5 protein-coding genes and 1 pseudogene are annotated in these 4,987 nt (G+C 33.1%); 3 read left to right on the top strand and 3 right to left on the bottom strand.

Translation table 11 applies throughout. The annotated features are described in order from the left end of the window. Window positions 1-623 (top strand): annotated as a pseudogene (locus ACKI67_RS04650) (hypothetical protein); the annotation flags it as partial. Window positions 624-981: 358 nt separating this feature from the next. Then, on the top strand, window positions 982-1,419 hold the full coding sequence (locus ACKI67_RS04645) for a hypothetical protein (protein WP_407462237.1): 438 nt from the start codon (window positions 982-984) through the stop codon (window positions 1,417-1,419). Between the two features lie 43 nt (window positions 1,420-1,462). Here ACKI67_RS04645 and ACKI67_RS04640 read toward each other — a convergent pair whose 3' ends face one another. From ACKI67_RS04640 to ACKI67_RS04630, 3 genes are all read right to left on the bottom strand, one after another. Next, a complete protein-coding gene (locus ACKI67_RS04640; protein WP_407462236.1) occupies window positions 1,463-1,723 on the bottom strand; it encodes a TfoX/Sxy family protein in 261 nt (86 codons plus the stop codon). Between the two features lie 187 nt (window positions 1,724-1,910). After that, window positions 1,911-2,183: a hypothetical protein gene (locus ACKI67_RS04635; RefSeq protein ID WP_407462234.1), complete on the bottom strand. Its 273-nt coding sequence runs from the start codon at window positions 2,181-2,183 to the stop codon at window positions 1,911-1,913. 58 nt (window positions 2,184-2,241) lie between these two features. Continuing rightward, a complete protein-coding gene (locus ACKI67_RS04630) occupies window positions 2,242-2,949 on the bottom strand; it encodes a double zinc ribbon domain-containing protein (RefSeq protein WP_407462233.1) in 708 nt (235 codons plus the stop codon). Window positions 2,950-3,207: 258 nt separating this feature from the next. Here ACKI67_RS04630 and ACKI67_RS04625 point away from each other — a divergent pair, with 258 nt between their 5' ends. Next, entirely contained in the window at window positions 3,208-4,854 is a 1,647-nt protein-coding gene (locus ACKI67_RS04625; RefSeq protein WP_407462232.1) for a C69 family dipeptidase, read from the top strand. Window positions 4,855-4,987 lie beyond the last annotated feature (133 nt).

The following is a 4,987-nucleotide window of genomic DNA, read 5'->3' as shown; positions in this document are numbered from 1 at the left end:
CACGTTTTAAAAGACATCCTACTTTATATGTTTGTTGTGTTTTCCCATTAATTTTTATATTGGTGATTTCAATAGCTAGCGATGCAAATCTTTTCATTAAAGGATTACATCCGGCAGATTATGAAACCACTTATCCTGATGAATTTAATAATCTGGACCTTAATGATGATGGCAAACTAGAATTCAACGAAGTAAATCACATTGTCTCACACACACCACAAGATATGCTATATGATCTATTTAGAAAGTCGGATAAGGATGATAATGGCTATTTGACTGGTTATGAATTTGATGTGTATCACTCTAAAGCCAACGGCAATGTATATGAAGCAGACTATCGAAGATTAATGGAAGAAATGGAAAGAAATGCTTCAAAGCATAAAGGTGGCAGAGATTATAGTTCAGGAAATTCTAAAGCAACAAACAGCCTTAATAAACAAGAATCTGATAGAAAAGAGGGTTATGTATTGACTTGCCCATACTGTGGAAGTGAATCGATATATGAAATTAACGGTTATTATAGATGTGCTGAATGTGGCAATTCCATCTATGATCCTGATGATTTGGAATTAGGATATGTGGAAGGATACATGGAGTTGTTAGTTCCAATATCGACATATTAATGGTTTTTAGTAATTTTTTCAAAAAAATACATAAATCGATTTGCGAAAGTGAGCACTTACATACATTTAAATCAAAAACAAATAAAAAATAGAGGGTTTTTTATTAAAATAAGGATATAAAAAATTATTTAATTAAAATAATAAAGATTAAGTTTGATTTGATTCTTTAAAAAAACATTTAATGAAACAATAATAACTCCCTACTCCATTGAAAGATTATTTGTTCAATTTTTAAAGTTTTTTCCATTTAGTCAAATTTAAGACAATTAATTTTTTCAACAGAAATTGTTTTGATAAATACAAACAGTTATATACTATAAAAGACCATTATCATACATATAAGATTAGGAGATTAAATATGTCTGACATTTCAAGAATAGTTATTTTTAAAAAAGAAAATGGAGAAGAGTTTACCTTTGAAGACAAAAATGTTCAACTAACCTCATTGGAAAATAAGATGCTGATATTTAAATTTGAAGCTTCTCAAGATATATTGAAAGAAGGAGCAGAATTTTTCAGCACATTCAATACTTATGAACAGATCAAAGTAGATATTGGTGGAACTGGAGACATTCCATGCTATTTGAAAAGCTTATCCCCTATAGTGGGCAGAGGCCCTATAAAAACAAATGGTGAGCATTTAAATGGCATTTTCACATTATCCCTCCAGCAAATAGTTGCGGCTCCTGATGCAGAGGAAGAACAAAACTGCCTAAACTGTGCTTTATCACAGAATGGAGTTTGTTCCATCAAGGACAATAGTGAAAAAACAACTTGTGAGGATTATAAAAAATAGATGGTGATAAAAATAATTTAACTTTTTACACCATTTTTATTGATTAAATTTGCTTTTGCAAATCATAAAACTCTTTTAAATTTTTTTTATCATCATCGGATAGGTCATGCCAACGAATATTCTGTATTGCGCCTTCCAACGCCATTAGTCTATTTAAACATGCACTATCATCCACTTCTTTAATCTTTAACCATGCTTCCTTGCTGCCAAGATTAAGCAATTCATCAACAGTGCTTATTCCAACATCATTCAATTGTTTTTCTACTATCTTGCCAATATTAGGAAGTTTAGACAGTTCACCCATTTCAATACCTCAAAAATATTTTTATAAAATTGGTTTTCGCTAATTTCTCTTTAAGATTTATGGTTTAAAAAAATTAATTTTACCAAAAATCCCTCTTTAAATATTTTGGTCATTTTAATAATTATACTTTTCACTTAATTAATCCACTTAAAAAAAAAAATAATGGAAAATCATTTTTTAAACATCACTAATGCTTTTTATGAAACTCCTTAACCTCTAAGGATTCCACTTCATCAAGGAAGACCCAAGTGATCCATTCACCTCTGCGAAGTTCAAGTATAATCTGAATCCCATTTCTGCCAAAATCAGAATCCTCCAAATCACATTGAACGATACTGACCTGTTCACATCTTGTCCTTACATTATTTACATTCACAATACAATCCATATAATAATCCAAACCATCTATGGATGGGTTATTATTAGTTTCTATCTCTCTTATTACATCAATTACTTCCATATTAGAACCCCCTAAACATATTATAAAATCATCTTAATTACTTTTTTTAAAAAAAAAATTAAAAGGAAATATTGAAATTTTTCTCCAAATACTCTTTTACCCTTTCATTTAAATCTGCAAGCTCTTGACTATACTCAACAAGCTTCAGATTCAAGTCATTGTTGACTTTGAAAATCAACAAGTCATCTTCATTAGGCCCAATTGCAAACAACTGGTCAAGAATCCTGTTTGCCTTTTCAAAATCATCCTCCAAAAAGCATATGTGCATTGAATAGATATAATGCTCATTCTCAAATGGATAGGCCTTATGTTCCTTTTTAAGATATTCCTTTGCCTTTTCTATTTCCTCTTTTTTTATGAGTATTCTAGCTATTCTGGAATACACTCCCATATAGCTCGGACTTATCTTAGCCAATCTTTCATATTGCCTTAAGGCCTTATCATTTTCATCCAAGAACTCATAATCTTCAGCTAAAAGGAAATTTATCTCTTCAACATTAGGCCAAATCCCCAATATCTTTTCAAAATATTCACTGGATTTCTTAAAATTGTCCTTATCCCTATAATCAAGAGCCTTTTCTCTGAGGTCATGAAACTTCTTAAACACTTCAAAAGGAAGAAGTTTGCTCCCGCAGTCTGAACATATCTCACCGCCATCATTCACTTCCTTAAAGCATTTTGGACAGAACTTTTTAGGATAGGCACCGCAAAAGGGACAAAAATCGAATTCATCAGAATACTCTTCACCACATGCAATACACTTCATATTATCACCCTTTTAAATTATGTATTTTTAATATATTTTTTAATATACGTTAAATTATTAACTGCAAATAACATATGGAAACAGTAATATTTAAAGTTAATGAATTAAAAAAAAATAAAAAAATAAACTCCTTTAAACAATGTTAAAAAACAACAACTGAACATTTTTATAAAAACAACATAAAAAATTATTTAAACTAGTAAAAAAATAAAAATTATTAGGAATTTAATATTTTTTAAATAGATTGAGGGAAACTTAATGTTAAAATCTAAATATCTGTCCAAAAAATTAATCATTATAGTTTTATGTGTTTTCTTGGTTTGTGGGATGCAGACCTGCTCAGCATGTACTGCAGTATACGTAGGCCAAGATGTCAGCGCTGACGGTTCAATAATTATTGCCCGATCAAACGATTGGCAGGATGTTTGGGGAAGTCATTTAACCGTGACCCCTAGAGTAGAAAATCAACCAGGCAGGTTTATGCCTGTGAGTATGGACGGAAAGGTGAAGACTGAACTTCCTGCAACAACATATAAATACACTGCAACACCTTGTATGGATAGTACATTGGCATACAACGGAATGGGCAGTGATGCAGCGGCATGCACTAATGAATATGGTGTGGCTATGACCATGTCTATCACTGCATTTCCAAACAATGCAACATTGGAAGCAGATCCTTGGGTGGAAGATGGCATAACTGAATATACTGCAACAGACCTTGTGGTCTGTCAGAGCAAAACAGCAAGGGAAGCTGTGGAAAAGCTTTGTGAACTCATGGATAAGTACGGAAGCTCCGAGTCCAATATTGCCATCATTGCTGACCAGAATGAAGTATGGTATGTGGAGATGTATTCAGGACATCAGTATGCTGCAGTGAAATTGCCATCTGATAAGGTAGCGGCCTTCGGTAATGAATTCACCCTAGAATACTTATCCGACTACGAAGAAAATATCACATCCAAGGAATTGATTAGCCTTGCAGAAGAAAATGGTTTCGCTGTATATGGCAAAAATAATGAGATCAATTTGTTTGATACCTATTCCGGAAAGGAAAAGGCTGACGATTACAGTCATGTCAGGACTTGGATGGGCCACCAGATGTTAGCCCCTTCTAAATTCAGTGAAGACTACAATATAAATACCATGTATCCTCTCATGTTTACACCTGATAAGAATGTTTCAATGGAGGATGTCTGTAAAGTTATGCGTAATAGATTTAATGGAACAAAATATTCCCCAGATGAAACCGGAAGAATTGATATGAGAGTGATTGGAACTGATGTGGCACTAAGCACCCATGTGATACAGGTCTACCCAGACCTCCCAGCAGACATGTCATGCATCACATGGTATAGTTGTGGTCCTGCAGTTTATGGAGTCTTTGTACCATTATCCAATGATTGCACAAATGTCAGTGAAGCTTACGGAGCAAATCAGCCTGCAAAGGACAAAGAAGTCTTTGACACAGAGCACTACCCATATTATGTCTTCAAGGATCTTTCCACTCGCTGTGTAGGGCCAGACAACTATAAAGTTTATGGTGAGCCTGTGCAATCCTACTGGATTGAAGCTGAAGGCAATATGTTCACTGGAATGGCAAAAGTTCTCAAAGAAGCGGCAAATATGACTGATAAGGATGCAAGGGCAAAATATATCACTTCCTACTGTAATGATATGCAAACCTATGCATTCGAAGATGGAAAAGAACTGCTGAACGATGTTACTTGGACACAAAGCAAAAATAGTAACACCCATAAAATCGCACGTAATCCTGAAACCCATCAACTGACAGGCGAAAGGGTGGTTAACCCTCCAATGAATGTGACCCTTAATGCATCAAAATATAATGATGTTCCAGAGGCTCCAAATGGAGGATTTCAATTAAAACTCCCATTTACATAGTAATGGATGCAAGGAAAATAATTTTCCTTGTTTCTTTCTTTTTTTTAAGCGTTTAAACTGATTATTTACTAATTTTTCTAATTTTAACATATTAAACTAGTTATTTACTAATTCTTCTAATTTTAACATATTA

Source organism: Methanobrevibacter sp. (genome assembly GCF_045577275.1).
In the GTDB taxonomy this organism is placed as follows: Archaea; Methanobacteriota; Methanobacteria; order Methanobacteriales; family Methanobacteriaceae; genus Methanobrevibacter.
The sequence above is the reverse complement of the archived record's forward strand: the minus strand, read 5'-3'. Positions and strand labels throughout refer to the sequence as shown.

Coding starts and splice junctions, on each gene's coding strand:
- ACKI67_RS04645 (WP_407462237.1), top strand. CDS start 982: ATGTCTGACATTTCAAGAATAGTTATTTTTAAAAAAGAAAATGGAGAA.
- ACKI67_RS04640 (WP_407462236.1), bottom strand. CDS start 1,723: ATGGGTGAACTGTCTAAACTTCCTAATATTGGCAAGATAGTAGAAAAA.
- ACKI67_RS04635 (WP_407462234.1), bottom strand. CDS start 2,183: ATGGAAGTAATTGATGTAATAAGAGAGATAGAAACTAATAATAACCCA.
- ACKI67_RS04630 (WP_407462233.1), bottom strand. CDS start 2,949: ATGAAGTGTATTGCATGTGGTGAAGAGTATTCTGATGAATTCGATTTT.
- ACKI67_RS04625 (WP_407462232.1), top strand. CDS start 3,208: ATGTTAAAATCTAAATATCTGTCCAAAAAATTAATCATTATAGTTTTA.